Source organism: Psychrobium sp. MM17-31 (assembly GCF_022347785.1).
GTDB lineage: Bacteria > Pseudomonadota > Gammaproteobacteria > Enterobacterales > Psychrobiaceae > Psychrobium.
The window spans coordinates 301302-320432 of the sequence record NZ_JAKRGA010000003.1; the positions used below are offsets into that span (position 1 = coordinate 301302).

Annotated in this window: 17 protein-coding genes; 9 read left to right on the plus strand and 8 right to left on the minus strand. The window is 44.1% G+C overall.

Features of this window, described 5'->3' with window-relative positions; all coding sequences use genetic code 11:
* Positions 1–87 precede the first annotated feature (87 nt).
* Both MHM98_RS10230 and MHM98_RS10235 read right to left on the minus strand, forming a co-directional pair.
* On the minus strand, positions 88–1014 hold the full coding sequence (locus MHM98_RS10230; RefSeq protein WP_239439175.1) for an FAD-binding protein: 927 nt from the start codon (positions 1012–1014) through the stop codon (positions 88–90).
* A complete protein-coding gene (locus MHM98_RS10235; RefSeq protein ID WP_239439176.1) occupies positions 1014–1763 on the minus strand; it encodes an electron transfer flavoprotein subunit beta/FixA family protein in 750 nt (249 codons plus the stop codon). Before MHM98_RS10235 ends, MHM98_RS10230 begins: the two co-directional genes overlap by 1 nt.
* A 288-nt stretch (positions 1764–2051) precedes the next feature.
* Here MHM98_RS10235 and MHM98_RS10240 point away from each other — a divergent pair, with 288 nt between their 5' ends.
* The 3 genes from MHM98_RS10240 to MHM98_RS10250 all read left to right on the plus strand — a co-directional run bounded on the left by MHM98_RS10240 (position 2052) and on the right by MHM98_RS10250 (position 3326).
* On the plus strand, positions 2052–2510 hold the full coding sequence (locus MHM98_RS10240) for a CreA family protein (protein ID WP_239439177.1): 459 nt from the start codon (positions 2052–2054) through the stop codon (positions 2508–2510).
* 202 nt (positions 2511–2712) lie between these two features.
* The gene (locus MHM98_RS10245) at positions 2713–2958 is read left to right on the plus strand and encodes a hypothetical protein (RefSeq protein WP_239439178.1); all 246 of its coding nucleotides are present in this window, start codon (positions 2713–2715) and stop codon (positions 2956–2958) included.
* A 173-nt stretch (positions 2959–3131) separates the two neighbouring features.
* On the plus strand, positions 3132–3326 hold the full coding sequence (locus tag MHM98_RS10250) for a hypothetical protein (RefSeq protein ID WP_239439179.1): 195 nt from the start codon (positions 3132–3134) through the stop codon (positions 3324–3326).
* Here the strand turns inward: MHM98_RS10250 and MHM98_RS10255 are convergent.
* The 4 genes from MHM98_RS10255 to smc form a co-directional block, all read right to left on the minus strand.
* Positions 3307–3831, minus strand: a complete 525-nt coding sequence (locus tag MHM98_RS10255) for a DUF2919 family protein (RefSeq protein WP_239439180.1) — start codon at positions 3829–3831, stop codon at positions 3307–3309. The two genes, MHM98_RS10250 and MHM98_RS10255, sit on opposite strands and share 20 nt — an antisense overlap.
* A gap of 13 nt (positions 3832–3844) precedes the next feature.
* Positions 3845–5866, minus strand: coding sequence for an NAD-dependent DNA ligase LigA (gene ligA / locus MHM98_RS10260; protein ID WP_239439181.1), 2022 nt, complete (start codon positions 5864–5866; stop codon positions 3845–3847).
* A 62-nt stretch (positions 5867–5928) separates the two neighbouring features.
* The gene (gene zipA, locus MHM98_RS10265) at positions 5929–6951 is read right to left on the minus strand and encodes a cell division protein ZipA (protein ID WP_239439182.1); all 1023 of its coding nucleotides are present in this window, start codon (positions 6949–6951) and stop codon (positions 5929–5931) included.
* A 34-nt stretch (positions 6952–6985) separates the two neighbouring features.
* Positions 6986–10465, minus strand: coding sequence for a chromosome segregation protein SMC (gene smc, locus MHM98_RS10270; protein WP_239439183.1), 3480 nt, complete (start codon positions 10463–10465; stop codon positions 6986–6988).
* Positions 10466–10655: 190 nt separating this feature from the next.
* On the opposite strand from smc, the gene cysZ reads away from it, so the two are divergent.
* Positions 10656–11423: a sulfate transporter CysZ gene (gene cysZ / locus MHM98_RS10275; RefSeq protein WP_239439184.1), complete on the plus strand. Its 768-nt coding sequence runs from the start codon at positions 10656–10658 to the stop codon at positions 11421–11423.
* 166 nt (positions 11424–11589) lie between these two features.
* The gene (locus MHM98_RS10280) at positions 11590–11946 is read left to right on the plus strand and encodes a DUF4156 domain-containing protein (RefSeq protein WP_239439185.1); all 357 of its coding nucleotides are present in this window, start codon (positions 11590–11592) and stop codon (positions 11944–11946) included.
* Between the two features lie 81 nt (positions 11947–12027).
* On the opposite strand, the gene fadJ is transcribed toward MHM98_RS10280, so the two are convergent.
* Both fadJ and fadI read right to left on the minus strand, forming a co-directional pair.
* Entirely contained in the window at positions 12028–14139 is a 2112-nt protein-coding gene (gene fadJ, locus MHM98_RS10285) for a fatty acid oxidation complex subunit alpha FadJ (RefSeq protein ID WP_239439186.1), read from the minus strand.
* Positions 14139–15449 (minus strand): acetyl-CoA C-acyltransferase FadI, encoded by a 1311-nt coding sequence (gene fadI / locus MHM98_RS10290; protein WP_239439187.1) that lies wholly within the window; start codon positions 15447–15449, stop codon positions 14139–14141. Before fadI ends, fadJ begins: the two co-directional genes overlap by 1 nt.
* Before the next feature lie 311 nt (positions 15450–15760).
* Here fadI and MHM98_RS10295 point away from each other — a divergent pair, with 311 nt between their 5' ends.
* The 4 genes from MHM98_RS10295 to MHM98_RS10310 are packed head-to-tail and all read left to right on the plus strand — an operon-like array spanning position 15761 to position 19123.
* Positions 15761–16720, plus strand: coding sequence for an AAA family ATPase (locus MHM98_RS10295; protein WP_239439188.1), 960 nt, complete (start codon positions 15761–15763; stop codon positions 16718–16720).
* Position 16721: 1 nt separating this feature from the next.
* Entirely contained in the window at positions 16722–17687 is a 966-nt protein-coding gene (locus MHM98_RS10300) for a DUF58 domain-containing protein (protein ID WP_239439189.1), read from the plus strand.
* Positions 17680–18168, plus strand: coding sequence for a DUF4381 domain-containing protein (locus tag MHM98_RS10305; protein ID WP_239439190.1), 489 nt, complete (start codon positions 17680–17682; stop codon positions 18166–18168). The genes MHM98_RS10300 and MHM98_RS10305 overlap by 8 nt, the downstream gene beginning before the upstream one ends.
* The gene (locus MHM98_RS10310) at positions 18155–19123 is read left to right on the plus strand and encodes a VWA domain-containing protein (RefSeq protein ID WP_239439191.1); all 969 of its coding nucleotides are present in this window, start codon (positions 18155–18157) and stop codon (positions 19121–19123) included. Before MHM98_RS10305 ends, MHM98_RS10310 begins: the two co-directional genes overlap by 14 nt.
* Positions 19124–19131: the final 8 nt, after the last annotated feature.

The window sequence follows — 19131 nt, forward strand, 5'->3', positions numbered from 1 at the left end:
TTTTACAATAAATTAATCATTGGAAAATAAATAAAAAAACCGCTGAGGGAAATCAGCGGTTTTTTATCGAACAAAATCAGCAAATAATTAAAGCTTGCTGTTTAACTCTGGGATAGCTTCGAATAAATCGGCTTCTAAGCCGTAATCAGCTACTTGGAAGATCGGCGCTTCAGGATCTTTGTTAATCGCAACGATTACTTTAGAATCTTTCATCCCTGCAAGATGCTGAATGGCACCAGAAATACCTACGGCAACGTATAGCTCAGGCGCAACAATCTTACCAGTTTGACCAACTTGCATGTCATTTGGTACGAAGCCAGCATCAACAGCGGCACGTGAAGCACCAACACCAGCGCCTAACTTATCTGCAACTTCTTCAAGCATCTTGAAGTTGTCGCCATTTTGCATACCACGGCCACCAGAAACGATAACACGTGCAGAACCAAGATCAGGACGCTCAGATACAGTAAGTTCACTGCTAACGTAACTTGAAATACCTGCATCATGTGCGCTAGCAACGGCTTCTACAGCAGCGCTGCCAGTTTCTTCAACAGCGTCAAAAGCCGACGTACGTACAGTGATTAGTTTGATCGCATCGTTAGATTTAACAGTCGCGATTGCGTTACCCGCATAGAAAGGACGTACGAAAGTATCAGCTGACTCTACGCGAATGATATCTGAAATTTGTGCAACGTCTAACAGTGCAGCAGCGCGTGGTAAAAAGTTTTTACCAGTTGTTGATGCAGCAGTTAGTACGTGGGTGTAGTTTTTTCCGAGCTCTGCAACTAACAAGCTTACATTTTCTGCTAGTTGATGCTCGTAACAAGCGTTATCAGCAACTAACACTTTACCAACACCAGCTAATTTTGCAGCTGAATCAGCTACAGCGCCACAGCCACTACCAGCAACTAATACGTCGATATCGCCACCAATCGCTGCAGCTGCAGCAACCACTTTATGAGTATCGGTTTTTAATTCGGCGTTATTATGCTCTGCAATTACTAAAATAGTCATTAGATCACCTTCGCTGTGTTGCGTAATTTTTCGATTAGCTCGTCAACAGACTCAACCATAACGCCAGCACTGCGGCCAGCAGGCTCTTCAACTTTCAATACTTCAAGTGAATCAGCAACTTCAACACCTAAATCAGCTGGTGTTTTAACATCGATTGGTTTGCGCTTAGCTTTCATGATGTTTGGTAACGACGCATAGCGTGGTTCATTCAAACGTAAGTCAGTAGTGATTACTGCAGGAAGGTTTAATTCAACAGTCACTAAACCACCGTCGATTTCACGAGTTACTTGCACTTTATCGCCGTCAACTTTCACTTCTGAAGCGAAAGTACCTTGAGGCATGTTAGTTAGTGCTGCAAGCATTTGGCCAGTTTGATTATTGTCACCATCGATGGTTTGTTTACCCATTAAGACGATTTGTGGCTGCTCTTCTTCCACAACTTTCGCTAGCATTTTTGCAATTGCTAGTGGTTGTGGTTTTGCATCCGTTTCGATTTGGATACCGCGATCAGCACCTAGTGCTAATGCTGTACGAATTTGTTCTTGGCAAGCTTTCTCACCAATTGAAACAGCGATAACCTCGCTTGCCACGCCCGCTTCTTTTAGACGAACCGCTTCTTCAACAGCGATTTCACAAAACGGGTTGATTGACATTTTTAAGTTGCTTAAATCAACATCAGTATTATCAGACTTAACACGTACCTTAACGTTATAGTCAACGACGCGCTTAATCGGCACAAGAATTTTCATAAAGTTATCCTTTACCTGTAAAAAAGAGCCAATCAGCATTGGCGAGAATTAAACAAGCGTTTAAATTAGTTTAAATTGACGGAAACGTCAACAGGAAATTACATTATTAATGGAAACATAACAATGTATATGCCCAAAAAGTCTATGTCAGCTGTCAATAAAGCACTCCTTATAACGGACACATTTCTTGACGCCTAATTATTGTGCGGATATATACGATTTTTTATGCTCTGCCCGTTTAGTTATCACGCACAACTCCTTATACTCAGTAAAAATTATGGAGTTGTTATGAAATCAATTAAAACTATCGCTGCAGTTATTACAACCGCTTTTGCATTAACCGCCTGTGGTGATGATGTTGGTAAAGTGAGCCTTGGTATGTTTACCACCTCTGATATTTTTATCGATGCTAAACAGGATCCTAAACTGCCAGGTGTCACATGTCATATCAGTCACGTAGAAGCCAATTTCGACCTGTCAGACCCATCCAATATGAGTATCGCTTGTCGCCAAACAGGTCCTATTTTAGCGAGCCAACTAGCAACTTTGGATACCAGTAAAAGCGGTGAAGTCGTTTTTAAGGAAAGTCTCAGCGTGCTGTTTAAATCCTTAAAAGTACGCCGCATCTACGATAAAGAAAACAACACATTACTTTATTTGTCTTATTCGACTAAGGAAACTAAAGGTAGCTTCAAACACTCACTATCGAGTGTTAGCCTCTATCAACCAAATACCGCGACTAATTAACCTAATGGTATTGTGTATCTGAATTCATCTCTTAACCCGAATTCAGGTTAATTAACTGTCGAATTCACTAATATTTAGTAGAATTGATGACATAATATGACGGTGTAATTTTAAAGCATTGTAATGTAACAATAAAATTTATTGGCATAGTTATTGGTTAAGAACAGCTAGTGTTAATAATTAATATATTTAAGGATTTATTATGGGTTTGTGGACTATGATTTTCGCCATCGTGGCGATTTGTGTGATTGCAGATGTTGTTAAGCGCATGTTCGACGTTAAAAAGATCAAGGCATCAAATCCTCAGTCAGAGGATGTCGCGCGATTGATTGCAATTAACGAGCAACTCAATGAACAAGTGAAAACATTGGAAAAACGCGTTATCAATTTGGAAACTATCGTGACGCAAGAGGGTTACGATTTAAAACAAACCATCAATAATTTATAACAGATCCTGCTATTCATCCTGTTTTAGGATCGCAACGTTCTATTAAAATCAGCGCCAAGCTCCTTAAGATTCGGTAGTATGAAAGTGTTACTGAATGATTGATGAGCTTGGTGACATTTAAAAAAATCTTATCACGCGCATCAACCAGCCATTAACTCAAATGGGAGCGCGTTATGAATAATGTAATCGAAGCACAGGCACAAGTAATTGCCGAATTTTTAACGCAAGACGACAGTATGTCTTGCCACCTATTCTTAGAAAACCAACACTTTAGCCTAACTAAACAAGATTTAATTCTCAATCAAGCCAATCGAATGGAGCGCATTGACGCCGAACAAATAGCACGGCTTATTGACGACGTTTACTAGCTGCAACTTTCTCTTCACCCTCGCCTTCGGGCTCAGGAAACTGCCTACTTACATCAATCACTCGTTGATTAAGTAGGCAATAACCAATAATCAGCATTAGGACGACCACATCCACTAACACGCCATAATACGCATTGAAATGCATAATATTATGCAGACTAATATTACCCTGCCAAATGCTATAGCCTAGCTGAACACTTGCACTCAACACCAATAAATAACGGATCTTATGCCAGAACCATTTAACTACGTTTGGCATATTGATGCGCCGAATACTAAATACGACTGCGCAAAACAGCGCCGGTAGAGCCACTATTAGTGCATGATAGAAATCATTACGACTGGGATAAAAGGTGTTGAGCAAGGCCGCTGGATTTTCACGATAAGACAAAGAAACTACCCAAATCACATACCCTTTGAGTAAATAGGCCAAGGCGACATAAAGTAACAAGGGTAACTTTATGCAGCCGTATTTATCGTAATCTCGAAATGGATTGTAACGCACGTAGATTTAAATCCTAAAACTGCGCTAAAAACGCGGTTAGACCGTCTTCATCCATGGTTTTTATGCCAAGATCTTGCGCCTTTGTCAGTTTAGAGCCCGCCTTTTCACCAGCCACTAACATGGTAGTTTTCGCAGAAACACTGCCTGCAACCTTAGCGCCTAATGCGGCAATGCGCTCTTTAGCTTCACTACGGCCCATAGAATGCAGAGTGCCAGTAATCACCCAAGTTTGACCAACTAGCGGCAATGCAGCTTCGTCTTTCTCTTCAATTTCTGGCCAGTGAATACCAGATGCCAATAGACTATCAATCACTTCAAGGTTGTTGTCTTTGCGAAGGAAATAATACAAGTGCTTAGCAACGATCTCCCCGACGTCATCGACGTCAGTAAGTCGTGACACTGATGCCGCCTTAATGGCGTCGAGTGTTTTAAAATGCTGCGCAAGATTACTTGCTGTTGCTTCGCCCACTTCCCTGATCCCAAGGCTGTATAGGAACTTAGCGAGCGTCGTTGATTTACTCGCTTCAAGGGCATCAAGTAGTTTCTGCGCTTTTTTCTCCCCCATGCGCTCTAGGTTTAATAGCTGCGGCAGGGTCAAATTAAAGAGATCGCTTGGCGCTTGGATCATATCTTCATCCACCAGCTGCTCAACAAGCTTATCCCCTAATCCATCAACATCTAATGCTTTACGCGATGCAAAGTGTTTAATGGCTTCTTTGCGCTGCGCGCCACACACTAGGCCGCCAACACAACGAGCAACAGCCTCACCTTCTAATCGCTCAATCTCTGAGTCACATACCGGGCAACTTTCTGGAAATTCAATGTCTTTTGCGTCATCAGGACGCTGCGCTTCTACCGCAGAGACAATTTGTGGGATTACATCGCCAGCGCGGCGGATCACCACTTTATCGCCAATTTTTACCCCTAAACGCTCAATCTCGTCTTTATTGTGTAAGGTGGCATTACTTACCGTCACCCCGCCAACAAACACGGGTTCGAGGCGCGCAACCGGTGTAATAGAACCGGTGCGACCCACTTGAAAATCGACATCTAACAAGGTGGTGATTTCTTCTTGAGCTGGGAATTTGTATGCGATTGCCCAGCGCGGCGCTTTAGCGACAAAACCTGCTTTATCTTGGCCTGCAATGCTATCAAGCTTGTTAACCACACCATCAATTTCATAAGCTAATTCACTACGACGATTTAGAATGTCTTGATAATAGCTAATCATTTCATCAAGGCTATTTACGCGTTTGATTTCAGGACAGACTGGAACGCCCCATCCTTTTAACTGATGCAATTGATCGTAATGGGTACTAGCCATTGGCGTAGTAACGCCATCGACAACACCTGTTGAGTAAGCATAAAACGATAAACCGCGACTTGCGGTGATCTTTGAATCTAATTGACGAAGACTACCCGCCGCCGCATTGCGAGGATTAGCAAATCCTTTCTCACCTTTAGTGGCAGCACGCTCATTTAAGCCGTCAAACGCCGCAAATGGCATAAAGACTTCACCACGGATCTCAATTTGTGCCGGATAGTCTTCACCACGTAGAGTTAGTGGAATAGCCTTAATAGTTTTAACATTTTGAGTAATGTCTTCACCAACTTGACCGTCACCGCGTGTTGCGGCGCGCGCTAATTGCCCATCGACATAGAGTAAACTTACCGCCAAACCGTCAAGCTTCGGCTCACAACAAAACGCCTCAGCATTTTGTCCTGTACGCTCTTCAAGCCGACGAACAAAATCTGCCATTTCGTCATCGTTAAAGGCATTATCAAGTGACAACATCGGCTTTAAATGCGTAATTTGCGAGAACGAATCTAACGCTTCACCACCGACGCGCTGGCTCGGTGACGTTGCAGATTTTAATTGTGGATGCTCGCCTTCAATGGCTTGCAATTCTCGCATCAAGCGATCGTATTCAGCGTCTGGAACCGTTGGATTATCTAAAACGTAATATTGATGGTTGTAATCATTTAATAGTTTGGTTAATTCGCTAACGCGCTGTTCTGGATTAACTGCTGTCATGGTGAACTCTTTGAACGTAAAGACATGAGAAAAATAAGGGGCCGTAAAGCCCCTTGATGACGTTATTTTATAAGAAGTAATTTGCGCTCTACTTCGCGAATTCTCTGAACGTATAACTGGGTCGATTGCTTGGTTAATGTGCTGCGATCACCATCTAACACTTGACCATTGAATTCTTCTGCGATTTTAGCCGCGGCATTAAGCATTTTATTGAATGTTTCCATGTTGCCGTTATCGTGAGGCAGTGTCATAAACAAGCTAACGCCGGTCGTGGTAAATTGCTCCATGTTATCAATATCAAAAGTGCCTGGATTAACCATGTTGGCCAATGAGAATAACACAGGGCCTTGTCCAGCTGGATCAACATGACGGTGGAAAATATTCATATCACCAAACTTGAATCCCAAGGTCAGTAACACTGGTAATAGCGTTGCCCCATCAAGCTCACCGCCATCTTCGCCGACAACATTTAGGATTAATACATCCATAGGATCGGTAGCTGGTTTTTCAGGCGCTGGCGTTTTTTCCATGCTTGGTGCTGGCTCTTGTAATTCGTCTGCAGTTACATTGTCCAAATCACCAAAACTACCAACCACTGGTGTGATTTCATCATCGCCTAGATCTAATTCACCTTGTTGCTCAACACTGACTTTAGGCGCTTGTTTCGCTGCCATAAAGTTCTCTTTTTCTTTGGCGATTGGTGAGGCAAAGATTGGTGCTTCCACTTGCTCTTCGCTCTTAGGAGCATTGTCTTCTTCCAGTGCCACATCAAAGTCAATCGATGGCGACTGCAGTGATTCTTTATCATCTGCGCCAATATCTAATGACAATTGCGTTTCTGGAGCACTTGGTGAATCAATAGGCTGATCTTTTTGTTCAACAACGCGAGCAACGCCGACGCCATGGCGATCAAAACCTGAACTGTCTCGTAAAACTTCACCATTTTCATCGGTTTCCGACAAATCTAAATGGGAAATATCTACCGGTTTATTTGCTTGTCTGATACTAAACAAACCGTGTAATAAGATTGCGGCAATCACAATGACGCCAACAATTAACAAAACACTTCGTAATTCAAGATCCATGAACATCAACCACTCTTTTTATTTATTGTTTCTTTTATTGTTGTGCCATAGAAACGGCTTCGTCGACATCAACCGCAACGATGCGAGATACACCAGCTTCTTGCATGGTGACACCCGTCAGTTGATTCGCCATCTCCATAGACACTTTATTATGCGTAATATATATGAACTGCACTTTTTCAGACATCTCGTTAACCAAATTACAATAACGATCAACGTTGGCATCATCTAATGGTGCGTCGACTTCATCGAGCATGCAAAAAGGCGCCGGATTGAGCTGAAAAATTGCAAACACCAATGATAATGCGGTTAATGCTTTTTCGCCACCACTTAACAGGTGAATTGTACTATTTTTCTTACCTGGTGGTTGCGCCATTATACTCACACCCGCCGTTAGCATATCGCTGTCAGTCAAAGTGAGCTGCGCGCTTCCACCACCAAATACTTTAGGAAACAGGCGCTGGAAATCGTTGTTGACGCTGTTAAAGGTCTTTTTAAATTTGTCACGACTCTCGCGATCGATCTTTTTAATTGCTTTTTCAAGCGTTTGTAAACCAGATTCAAGATCGTCAGTTTGACGCGTTAACTCGTCTAAGCGCTGTTTTTGCTCATTGTATTGTTCAATCGCAGTGAGATTAATTGCCCCCATGTTCGCAAGTTTATTACGAATAGTATCCAGCCGCTCTGGCCACAGTTTAGTGTCAGTTGCATCAGTAATTTCTAGAGCCCGCTGCGCCATTTCTCGCTCACTGAGTTCGGCATTTTGACGCTGAGATTGCAGTTTCACTTTTAGTGTTTCTAATTTTAAGCGCAGTTGCTCATTACTTTTATGCTGCGCCGCCTTTTTATTTTCAATCGCACTACGGGCACTGGACTGCTCCGCTCTTGACGATTCGAGTGCTGATAGTTGCTCTTGCAATTGACTGCGCTGATTGCTTAGCACATGCTGGGCTTGTTTTTTTACCGTCAGCTGCGCTTGTTTCGCTTTTAAGGGGTCATCTCCCAATGCTAACTTTTCGCTTAACTGCGCAAATTCTTTACTTATTTGTGAGGACTGGGTATCTAGGTTAGCTCGCTGGCGCTGCTCGTTGAGCAGCTGCATTTCAAGCTTTTGTAGACTCAATTCACCTTGGTGAAGTTGATGCATTGCCTCGTCAAGCTTTTGCTGAACGCGTTTTCCTTGCTGTTTTTCTAATTGCTTTTCACTCTTTAATGAGTCGAGCAAATGATCGCTTTGCGCTAATTTGTCTTTGCTTTCTACGAGAGAATCATTAATTTCGTTAATTGCCGTCGAATCAATACCGTCACTGGTTGTCAGCTCTGATACTTGTTGTTCAACTTCCTTTAGGTTACTTGCGGTGTGTTCCCACTGTTGTTGCACTAACAACCATTGTTGTTTCGCAGCGTTGGCCTGCACCTGATACTCAGCTAATTGCGCTTTCGCCTTGGTGATTTTAGGCTCAAGTTCCGCTATTTCTGCGGTTGACTTGTGACAGAGTATCGATAGTTGTTCTTGCTGGCTGTATTCTTCACTTAACGATTGCTTTAATGTTGCAATGTGCTGACGTAATGTCAGCACGCCATCTTGCTGTTGATTGCTACCGAATAACTGGAATGCGCAACGGCTATAATATTGTCCACTGGGCGTTATTAACGATTGGCCATCAGTTAATTTCTTTATCAAATCTGACACTTGATCGTCTTGTTCAACACAGCGCACTTGACCAAGGAGCTTATCGATAATCTTACGCCCACTGACATCTTTACAGTTCACTTTAGTGGCAAGTGAATCATCAAGTACCTTGTTAGATTCCGTTGGCCATAATTGCACATGCGCCGACTGAGGTGCTTGCACGTCAATATCAGGCATAAGATAACCATGGCTCATTGCACCTAACAGCTGCTCACTGGCGAATTGCCACTTAGGTTCAACGTCAATGATTTGCCAAAGCTGGTTATGACCGTTGAAATATTCATTCAGTTGACCATCGTCATCTTTGCTCAATTGAGCTAACCGCTGCTCTGTCGTTTTACACTCTTGATCTAGCAACGCGATGCGCTGATTGACACTCGCCAAGGCTTTTTCATTATCACTTAAAAACTGGCGCAATGATTGTTGTTTGCTCTGAAGATCTTGTGACTCACCTTCGTGTTGTAAAACAAGGTGTTTCGCTTGTTGATATCGCTCATCGCAAGCGACAGGATCGAGTGCTTGTTGCTGCTTCGCGAGATTGACGCGTTTTTCATTGAGCAGCTCGATTTGGCTATTGGTCTTAACCCGCTGACTATTGAGTCCTTCGAGTCGTTGTTTCAATAATTGTTGCTCAGCGACAATCTGCTGGCGCTCGTTGCCTAAGGCAAACAATTTCGTTTCAATCGATTCGAGCGATTGCTCTTTGTCTGTTAGCAACTTTTTTTGGCTATCGACGTTATCTTTTTGCGGCGCCAGTTCAGCCTGCTGTTGCTCGATTTGCGTCATATGCTGACTAATCAGCGCGTCAATATCGCTAATTTGCTTGTCGATTGATGCTTTCTTATGAGTTAACTGTTCAGATAAATGCTGACTCTGACTTTGCGCCTGAATTAGATGCTCGATATTGAGAGATAAGCTTGTAATATCAGTTTGATGCTGATGATACGATTCATTGGCTTGATTTAGTTGTGCTCGTAACGCAGTGAGCTGTGATTCTGTATCAGAATCTAGCTGCGCCGCGCCATCTGCATCTTGTTCGATTTCAGCTAAGGCTTGTTCACCGCTAATTAGATTTGCTTGCGTTTGTTCTAACTGGCGGCTAAACGCCTGCCAACGATTGACGACAATATCTGTTTGCAGTTGACGCTCTTGCGCTTTTAATGCGGTATATTCTTGTGCGTCTTTGGCTTGTGTTTCTAGCGAGTCGATTTGAGTTTTAAGCGCAACATGCAGATCGCCTAATCGCTCTAGATTATCGCGACTGTTTTTGATTCGATTTAGCGTATCGCGCTTGCGCTCTTTATATTTACTAATACCTGCGGCATCTTCAATAAAGCCACGTAGCTCCGCCGGTTTTGACTCGACAAGGCGAGAAATTGTGCCCTGCTCGATAATTGAATAACTACGCGGGCCTAAACCTGTCCCGCTTAGCAAATCTGCAATATCGCGGCGGCGACATTTCTGACCATTGACAAAATAATCGGATTGTCCTTGACGAGAAACTTGGCGTTTTATTGCGATATCGCTAAATTGCTGCCACGGACCTTGAGCGCGACCTTCGCTGTTATCAAACAGCAATTCAACACTCGCCACAGACACAGGCTTGCGCGCATTAGAGCCGTTAAAAATAACGTCACTCATGTCATCGCCACGGAGGTTCTTAGCACTGGATTCACCAAGTACCCAGCGCACAGCATCGATAATATTGGATTTACCACAGCCATTTGGGCCCACCACAGCACTTAGCGACTGCGTAAAAGGGATCACTGTCGGATCGACAAATGATTTAAAGCCCGCAAGTTTGAGATGTTTTAAGCGCATTTAAAGGCTGAAGTAATAAAAAAGACTCCGCATTATGGCACAGCTCTATTTTGTAAGTCAGCTTATCAGGGCTTATTTGATTAAATTTGTTACAGTTTTTCTAATATTACCGTCAACACGACTACCGAATAAGCAATTAACAATTTATACTGCCAATCATTATCCAGTCACCACATAAAAGAGTTTTAACGTGTTTGATAAATCACGCAGTGGCGCAAGCTACTTCTTAAAAGGATTTGAGTTGATCCAAACCAAAGGTCTACGCACTTTTGTAATAGTGCCATTACTTGTCAACTTAGTCCTATTTAGTGCCGCCTTTTACTATCTTTATCTGCAGCTTGAAGATCTATTTGCCTACATCAATGGCTATTTACCAGATTGGTTATCATGGCTTAACGTAATCCTGTGGCCAATCGCCATCATCATTGTTTTGGTGGTGTTTTCGTTTATCTTTAGTTCGGTCGCCAATTGGATAGCAGCACCTTTTAACGGCTTGTTAAGCGAAAAAGTAGAGTGTCACCTCACCGGAAAACCTGCACCAGAGAGCTCATTTAAAGAGTTGATGGCAGATATTCCCCGCACCCTTGGCCGCGAGTGGACGAAGTTGGTGTACTACATTCCAAAAGCACTTGGCTGTTTGATTTTATTTTTCATCCCGTTAATCGGCCAAACTGTCGCACCAATCTTGTGGTTCTTATTTAGCGCGTGGATGATGTCGATTCAATACTGCGATTACCCATTTGATAATCACAAGCGTAGCTTTACCATTATGCGCGACCAACTAAAACAAGATCGCGGCAGCGCCTTGTCGTTCGGGTTTATGACGACCCTATTCTCGATGATCCCAATCGTAAACTTTATTGTGATGCCAGTTGCCATCTGTGGCGCGACCGCAATGTGGGTGGAACGTTATCGCGAGCATCACCTCAACAACGACAGCTTGGCTGAGTGGAAATAACCAAAAGCCAAATCGTCCTAAACTAGCGCGCTTACACAGCGCGCTTTTTGTAAGAAAGTGTAAGAAATATCGCTGTAAGCTGACATTTTACCAACATCTTTTGACTAACCCATTGCCCCAGTTTCCTTGATAATGATTCCAACAAAACGAACAAGGAAACGAATCCATGAAAGCACTTATTCCAGCACTAGCTATCTTATCGCTAACCGCTTGTAGCGCAATTCCATTGCAACAATCGGCAGCTCAAGTCCGTCTAACTCACACCGAGCCAACCAATTGTAAGTTTTTAGGTGACGTAACAGGCAATCAAGGTGATTTTTTCACTGGTGGATTCACCTCAAACGCTGATTTAGAAACTGGTGCACGAAACGACATTAAAAACAAAGCTAACGCCATGGGCGGCAATGTTGTTTACCTGCTGACACAGCGCGCCGGTCAAACAGGTAGTTATGGTGATGAGTATGGCGGTACTCAACAAACCAACGTCACGCTAAGTGGTAACGTTTATCACTGCAATGAGTAACTAGCTAGGTAACAACATCAATAACAAAAAGGCCGCTAACTGATTGTCAGTTAGCGGCCTTTGTCTTTCCATTAAATAAAATTAGTAAAAGGTCTTATCGTTTTCACTCATTTCTAGTAACAACTCAGACGGAGCGAAGCGATCGCCGTGTTGTGCTTGATAATCTTTTAGCAATCGAACCACTTCAGTGACACCGAGTTTGTCGATATAGCTAAACGGACCAGCGAGGAACGGTGGGAAACCAATGCCGAAAATAGCACCAATATCGCCATCGCGAACATTGCTAATAATGCCCTCTTCTAGACAACGAGTCGCCTCATTAAGCATTTGAATGACACAGCGCTGAGCTATTTCTTTGCTTGGCGTTTCTTTGCTAGGCGTCACGCCTAATACCTTGTAAACGCTTTCATCAACCAGCTTCTTGCCTTTAGCCTTCTTGTCATAACGATAGAAGCCCTTACGGTTTTTCTTGCCTTTGCGATCATCGTTTAACAATGCATCAAATGCAGCAGGCGCTTTAAAGCGATCTCCTAACTCAGCTTCTAAAATTGGGGAAATCTTAGAGCCTACATCAATGCCAACTTCATCAAGTAAAGTCACTGGACCAACAGGGAAACCAAACTCAACTAGCGCTTTGTCGAGCGCCTCAATAGAGTCGCCTTCCATTAACACATTGGCAGCTTCATTCACGTATAAACCCAGAATACGATTAACGTAAAAACCAGCACCATCTTTAACTACGATTGGCGTTTTACCTTGCTTCTTAGCAAAGGCAACAGTCGTTGCAATAGTTTGCGCTGAAGTCGTCTCATGGGCGATAACTTCAACCAGTGGCATTTTATCTACTGGTGAGAAGTAATGCAGACCAATCACGTTCTCTGGTCTCGCCGCGTGCTCTGCAATCTTACCAATTGGTAGTGACGAGGTGTTTGACGCGAAGATCGTATGCTCACCACAATGCTCTTCAACGTCCTTAACCATTTGGTGTTTCAGCTTAAGATCTTCAAATACCGCTTCAACCACGATATCGACATCCTTTACGCCGCGATAATCAACAGTACCCGTTAGATTATTCATTTTCGATTCTAATTCAGCGCGGGTAATAAAACGGCGCTTGAATTTCTTGTTCAACAGGTCATAACTGTATTTAAACGCTTGGCTAATACCATCGTGAGAAATATCTTTAATACGCGTCGGGATGTTCGCTTTAATCGCCGTAACATTAGCGATGCCACCACCCATTAATCCGCCACCAAGCACCATGGCTTTGTTGACTTTCTCTGGCTGTGCGTCGCTGCCCGTCTCTTTTTTCATTTCTGTCGTTGCAAAGAATAACTGACGCAGCGCTTTTGACTCATCTGTCATCACCAAATCAGCAAAGTGTGAAGCTTCAACTTCTAACCCTTTACTGCGACTTTCATTAAGCCCTTTGCGAACACAGTCAATAATTTTTAACGGCGCTGGGTAATGACCTTTGGTTTTTGCCAATACAGACTTTTCAGCCTGATTAAACATCAAGTTGCGACCAGCACTCGTCGCTTGTAATAGCGCATTAACTTTGTCTAGTTTAGGCTTAGCGCGCTTAACTTTTTTGCTCGCCAGTTTAAGTGCCGCCTCAAGCAAAATTGTTTTTGGCACGACATCGTCAACTAAACCCGCCTTTTTCGCTTGTTTAGCGCGTAATTGCTTACCAGTAAGCATCATATCTAATGATTTAGCGACACCGACTAACGCTGGAAGGCGCTGTGTACCACCACTGCCTGGCAATAAACCAAGCTGAACTTCAGGAAGACCTAACACTGTTTTTGCATCATCAGTACAAACACGTGCATGACAGGCCATCGCAAGCTCTAAACCACCACCAAGACAAGGGCCATTAATTGCGGCAACCACTGGCACTTTCATGTTTTCGATGCGATCAAACATTTGCTGTCCCATGCGAGAAATCGATAACACATCGTCTCTACTTTGACAGCTGTCTAACATGGTAATATCAGCGCCAGCGATAAAGTTATCTGGCTTTCCCGAAATCACAACCACGCCTTTAAGAGCGCTATTTGCTTCAAGTTCGTCTAATACTGTTGTCATTTGCTCGCCAAACTCGGCGCGCAATGTATTCATTTTCTCACCAGCGACATCCATGCTGATGATGGCGATGTTATCGTCGTTAATTGTTGTGGTGAATGTACTCATTATTCAACCTCCAGAACCATAGCCGCACCAAGACCACCAGCAGCACATGCTGTTGTTAGGCCCAGTCCGCCGCCACGGCGTTTTAATTCGTTCAATACTTGCGTGATTAAGCGGGTACCTGTTGCTGCAAACGGATGACCGTATGCCAGTGAACCACCCATCACATTAAATTTCTCCATATCGATTTGACCAATCGCTTTATCACGACCTAAATGGCGCTGGGCAAAGAGATCTGATTCGAACATCTTCATGTTAGCTAGCGCTTGTGCAGCGAATGCTTCGTGCATTTCAATTAGCGTAAGATCTGATAACTCAATGCCGGCGTTAGCCAAAGCTTTTGGTGTAGCAAACGATGGGCCCATTAACATATCTTCCCACACGTCAATTGCCGAAAATGCAAAGCTCTTAATGTAGCCAAGTGGCTGATAACCTAACGCTTTAGCTTTGTCTTCACGCATCATGATAATTGCTGACGCGCCATCGGTAAGTGCCGTTGAGTTTGCTGCCGTTACAGAGCCGTGTTTTCTGTCAAATACAGGTCGTAACTTGGCGTAGCCTGCAAGTTCTGAATTAGTACGCACCGTATTATCTTGACTAATATGGCCGCTGTAAGGAGCAACGTGAGCCGTCATTACCTCGTTATCGAGTAAGCCTTTTTTCCAGCTCTCAGTGGCTAGGGTATGTGAACGATGAGCAAGTGCATCTTGATCTGCGCGGCTGATACTGTGAGTTTTGGCCATTTGCTCAGCAGTTTGTCCCATTGACAATCCGGTAGAGTACTCTGCGACCGCAGGAGGCACTGGCAATAAATCTTTCAACGATAGGCGTTTGAAGATATTTAAACGCTGACCTAAAGTACGTGCTTTGTTTAAATCGACTAATGCGCGACCTAACTTTTTTGATACACCGATAGGCAATACAGATGAGCTATCAGCACCACCAGCGATCCCGATATCACTAGTGCCGGATAAAATCGATTCTGCAACATTGGCAGCTGACTGAAATGAAGTGGCACAAGCACGCGAAACGCTGTAAGCATCAGTGGCAATATTCATGCCAGTACCAAGCACGATTTCTCGGGCAATGTTTGGCGCTTCTGGCATTTGCACTACTTGGCCATAGACCAAGAGATCCACCAATTTAGGATCTAACTCACTGCGGGTTAGCAATTCGTTAACCACTGTCTTTCCTAGATCTAAGGCTGGAACGCCGTGGTAGGCCGTTGCTTGTTTAGCGAATGGTGTTCGCAATCCATCGACGATGGCAATACGTTGCCCGTCTTTAGTGGTGAGATCTTGCTTAGAATTCATTATTGACTCCCGAAAATTAGCCGTTTAACAGATTGTAAAAACTAAATTTCAAACGACTATTTAAAATTTTTAACGACTCACTATAACCCACAGGTCAGACCACGACAAGATGTAATTTAACGCACATCTGTACACAAAGTGTTCACTTGATAGAAATTTGGAACTTTTTGAAACAAATCCTCTCAATACACCATAATTCCAATGGGTTATCCTGTTGACGTATTGCGTCATTTTTGGATCAATAACCCCAACAAAATTTTCAACCGTCCCAATGCGATTTGTTACGGACAATAAATAGGTATAAAAACAGCATGACCGCCATCAGTAAATTTGAACAGCTCAAGGCATATCTCGATACCCAAATTCTCGGCCAACCTGAACTCACTCAATCGATGTTGGTTTGTCTATTAGCTGATGGCCACATCCTCGTTGAGGGACCACCGGGACTTGCAAAAACCCGTGCCATTAAATCTCTAGCAGATGGTATCGATGGCGATTTTCACCGCGTACAATTTACGCCAGATCTATTACCGGCCGACTTAACAGGTACAGACATTTATCGCCCAGAAACTCACGAGTTCGAGTTTCAGAAAGGACCGCTGTTTCACAACTTGATCCTTGCGGATGAAATTAACCGTGCGCCGGCAAAAGTACAATCTGCCTTATTAGAAGCAATGGCTGAGCGCCAAATTACCGTTGGCCGTACCACCTATCAATTACCGGATCTGTTTTTAGTAATGGCGACGCAAAACCCAATTGAGCAGGAAGGAACCTATCCCTTGCCTGAGGCGCAGCTAGATCGCTTCTTAATGCATGTTGCCATCGATTACCCAGGCGCAGAAATTGAGCGTGAGATCCTTGCCCTTAACCGCAATGAAGCACTGAGTAAGGCAACTGTTGAAGCACCTGAGCTGAGTCAGGCTGAAATCGTAGACGCCCGTAACGCCTGTTTAGAAATCTACCTCGCGCCGCAGCTTGAGGAATACATCGTTCAGATCATTATGGCAACACGTCGTCCAGAGAATATCGATCCACAACTTAAAGATTGGATTACCTTTGGCGCCAGCCCACGTGCAACCATCGCACTTGAGCGCTGTGCACGAGCGCGCGCATGGCTGCACGGTCGTGATTTTGTGAGCCCTGAGGATATCATCAGCGTGACACCTAATGTATTACGTCATCGTCTGCTCCTTAGTTATGAAGCAGAATCAGAAGGCATTAACGCCAGCATGGTGATTGATAAAATATTAACTATGGTGGCAGTACCTTAATATGACGGCTTCGTTTCCACCGTTTAGCGATGGCATCAACCTAACAATTAAAGAGCTGCTGGAATATCGCGGCCGCAGTGCCCTGCTCGATTTGTCTGCCAAAAACCAAATCAAATCTCATATGGCAGGTACGCTTGTCGCTAAAACCAAAGGTCGCGGCATGGAATTTGACGAAGCGCGCCATTACCAAGTCGGCGACGATATTCGAGCCATAGACTGGCGCGTTACAGCGCGAACAGGTAAAACCCACACCAAAATCTACCGCGAAGAGCGGGAACGCCCTGTGGTATTACTGGTCGATTTTTCACACCAGCAATTCTTCGGCTCGCAAATGCTGTTAAAGTCGGTGCAAATTGCCCATCTGGCCTCGTTGATATCATGGTCCGCAGTAGCCAATGGCGATCGCATCGGCGCGCTCCTCTTTAACGATAACGATCATCGCGAGCTAAAACCTCGCAACCGTCATCATGGCGCATTAGGCGTGATTGAATACTTGGTGAAACTTCACAACCAAGGATTAGAGTCCTTTAAGCGAAACGAAACCAATCCACAATCATTCGAGAAGGCATGTTTGCGTCTGCGCCGAGTCGTAAAGCCTGGCAGTTTAGTATTTTTACTGTCGGATTTTAGTGGTCTCACCTCTAAAGCCATTAAGCAATTGCAGTTGTTGTCGCGCCACAATGAGATTATTGGCTGTCAAATTACCGATCCCTTAGAGCATAATTTACCCGACGAGCTATCGGGAGCACTGGCTATTACCGATGGTGTAAATCGGACAGAGTTTTTACTCAACAACAAACGCCGTCAGCAATACGCCCTGCATCAGTCGACCTTGCTCGATGAACGGGCGCAAACCCTTAAAAAGCTTAAGATCCCTATGTTGAATTTCTCTGCACACTTGCCATTACTTGATCAGCTCAACCAGCGATATAGTCGCCAAACTACAGCGGAGAGTAGCAATGATTAATTCAACGTTGTTAATGTCTGCTGCCGTTGCGCCGCAGTTACACGATATCGTCGTGCCAGCAAAACCGGGGATCTGGCCACTTGCCATCGGTTGGTGGTTATTGATAGCCCTAGTTGTATCTTTATTGGGCATCGCGATTTCACATTTCATGAGCCATCGCCACCGCTGGGCAATTAAACGCCTTGCGTTAGAGAAACTCCCTAATTGTGAAAGCTGCGATGACATTAATCAGCTGCTTAAACAAGTCGCCATTCATTATTGCCCAGCGCAAAACATCGGCCCATTAACGGATAAACAATGGACTGACTTTTTGGCCAAGAATTTACCCAATGCCCAACACGAAACATTAAACGACATTCACCAAGCGCTCTATCGCCCAGAGCATGCGCAGTACAAAGCGCAATACCAAACGCTAGCAAAACATTGGCTTAGCAATCTGAGTAACACCACAGTCAATGAGATGAACCATGCTGTCATTTAATTTTCCCTGGATATTTATCGCCCTGCCGCTGCCATTATTAGTTTATTTCCTAATAAAACCAACACAGCAACCGCAACTATCCGCACTCAAAGTCGCCAATAATCGTGCGTTTCCGTCCGTAAGTGAGACCACTAGCAATAAATCAGCAGCCAAGTTAGTTGCCAGTACTTTGGTATGGCTGTTATTAATCGTTAGTAGCGCCCAACCAATGTGGATTGGCGAACCAATTACGCAACCAACCCAAGCACGTGAACTCATTTTAGCCGTGGATTTGTCAGCGTCGATGCAAGAAGATGACATGAAACTCAACGGCCGCTATGTGGATCGTTTAACCATGGTTAAATCGGTATTGGCAGACTTTATAGCAAAACGACAAGGCGATCGCATTGGCCTTATTTTGTTTGCAGATAACGCCTACGTGCAAGCGCCCCTCACCTTCGATTTAACCACAGTACAAACACTGTTAGACGAATCATTTCTAGGCTTGGTTGGCCAACGTACCGCCATCGGTGAAGCTATCGGTCTAGCGGTAAAACGCTTCGACAACAAAGAAGACAGTAACAGAGTGTTAGTTCTACTAACCGATGGTGAAAACACTGCGGGCAGTATTTCTCCCGAGCAAGCACTCGAACTTGCCATTGCTAAAGACGTCACCATTTACACTATCGGTGTCGGCAGTGAAAACAACCGTCAATTTGGCTTTTTTAATCGCAGTACGGGTGTCGATGAAGAGTCCTTAACGGATATCGCGCTAGCCACCAATGGCAAATTCTTTAAAGCTACCGATAGCGATCAGCTAGAAGACATCTACAGCCAATTAGATGCACTGGAAAAAATCGAAGCCAACGAGCAAACGATGCGCCCACAACAAGCCTTGTTTTATTGGCCGCTTGCCATTGCGATGCTAATTGTCGGCCTCCTTCTCGTAAGCGTTATCATCAGGGAGCAAAAGTAATGGAAACA

Bases quoted from the DNA above. Each gene is read 5' to 3' on its own strand.
- fadJ (WP_239439186.1), bottom strand. From the start codon at position 14,139: ATGAGTACATTCACCACAACAATTAACGACGATAACATCGCCATCATC.
- smc (WP_239439183.1), bottom strand. From the start codon at position 10,465: ATGCGCTTAAAACATCTCAAACTTGCGGGCTTTAAATCATTTGTCGAT.
- MHM98_RS10250 (WP_239439179.1), top strand. From the start codon at position 3,132: ATGAATAATGTAATCGAAGCACAGGCACAAGTAATTGCCGAATTTTTA.
- MHM98_RS10230 (WP_239439175.1), bottom strand. From the start codon at position 1,014: ATGACTATTTTAGTAATTGCAGAGCATAATAACGCCGAATTAAAAACC.
- MHM98_RS10305 (WP_239439190.1), top strand. From the start codon at position 17,680: ATGATTAATTCAACGTTGTTAATGTCTGCTGCCGTTGCGCCGCAGTTA.
- MHM98_RS10280 (WP_239439185.1), top strand. From the start codon at position 11,590: ATGAAAGCACTTATTCCAGCACTAGCTATCTTATCGCTAACCGCTTGT.
- MHM98_RS10245 (WP_239439178.1), top strand. From the start codon at position 2,713: ATGGGTTTGTGGACTATGATTTTCGCCATCGTGGCGATTTGTGTGATT.
- MHM98_RS10300 (WP_239439189.1), top strand. From the start codon at position 16,722: ATGACGGCTTCGTTTCCACCGTTTAGCGATGGCATCAACCTAACAATT.
- MHM98_RS10240 (WP_239439177.1), top strand. From the start codon at position 2,052: ATGAAATCAATTAAAACTATCGCTGCAGTTATTACAACCGCTTTTGCA.
- MHM98_RS10310 (WP_239439191.1), top strand. From the start codon at position 18,155: ATGCTGTCATTTAATTTTCCCTGGATATTTATCGCCCTGCCGCTGCCA.
- fadI (WP_239439187.1), bottom strand. From the start codon at position 15,449: ATGAATTCTAAGCAAGATCTCACCACTAAAGACGGGCAACGTATTGCC.
- zipA (WP_239439182.1), bottom strand. From the start codon at position 6,951: ATGGATCTTGAATTACGAAGTGTTTTGTTAATTGTTGGCGTCATTGTG.
- MHM98_RS10295 (WP_239439188.1), top strand. From the start codon at position 15,761: ATGACCGCCATCAGTAAATTTGAACAGCTCAAGGCATATCTCGATACC.
- MHM98_RS10235 (WP_239439176.1), bottom strand. From the start codon at position 1,763: ATGAAAATTCTTGTGCCGATTAAGCGCGTCGTTGACTATAACGTTAAG.
- ligA (WP_239439181.1), bottom strand. From the start codon at position 5,866: ATGACAGCAGTTAATCCAGAACAGCGCGTTAGCGAATTAACCAAACTA.